The 354-nt window shown below is 68.4% G+C and carries 1 pseudogene; it reads right to left on the minus strand.

Annotated elements, in window-relative coordinates:
- A pseudogene (locus tag GTW58_RS14780) lies at positions 1-313 on the minus strand (LutB/LldF family L-lactate oxidation iron-sulfur protein); the annotation flags it as partial.
- Between the last annotated feature and the right edge of the window lie 41 nt (positions 314-354).

Raw genomic sequence — 354 nt, forward strand, 5'->3', positions numbered from 1 at the left:
CGCGCGCCCAGTGGACCACTCCGCCGCGCGCGGTGACGTTGGCCTCGAACTGCTCCAGCAGTTCCGGCAGTCGCGCCCCCACCTCCTTCTTGATGGCCGAGCCTGCGTCACGCAAGTCCTGCCAGTCGGGGAGCTCGCCCACCACTCGACCGCGCTTGGTCCGGATCGTGTGCGTCGCGTGGCCGATGTTGGCCCGCATCTGCTTGTTCTCGAGTTCTGAGCGGGCATGCTCGGGGAACGGCGTCTCCTCGTAGAGATTGCCGGACCCGTAAGCAACGCGAGTCCCGGGCATTCCCAGGTTGACGGAGCTCATCGGGGACCTCCTGAGGGTGCGACCGACGCGGAGTCGGCGGG

The organism is Kocuria subflava (assembly GCF_012163155.1).
In the GTDB taxonomy this organism is placed as follows: Bacteria; Actinomycetota; Actinomycetes; order Actinomycetales; family Micrococcaceae; genus Kocuria; species Kocuria subflava.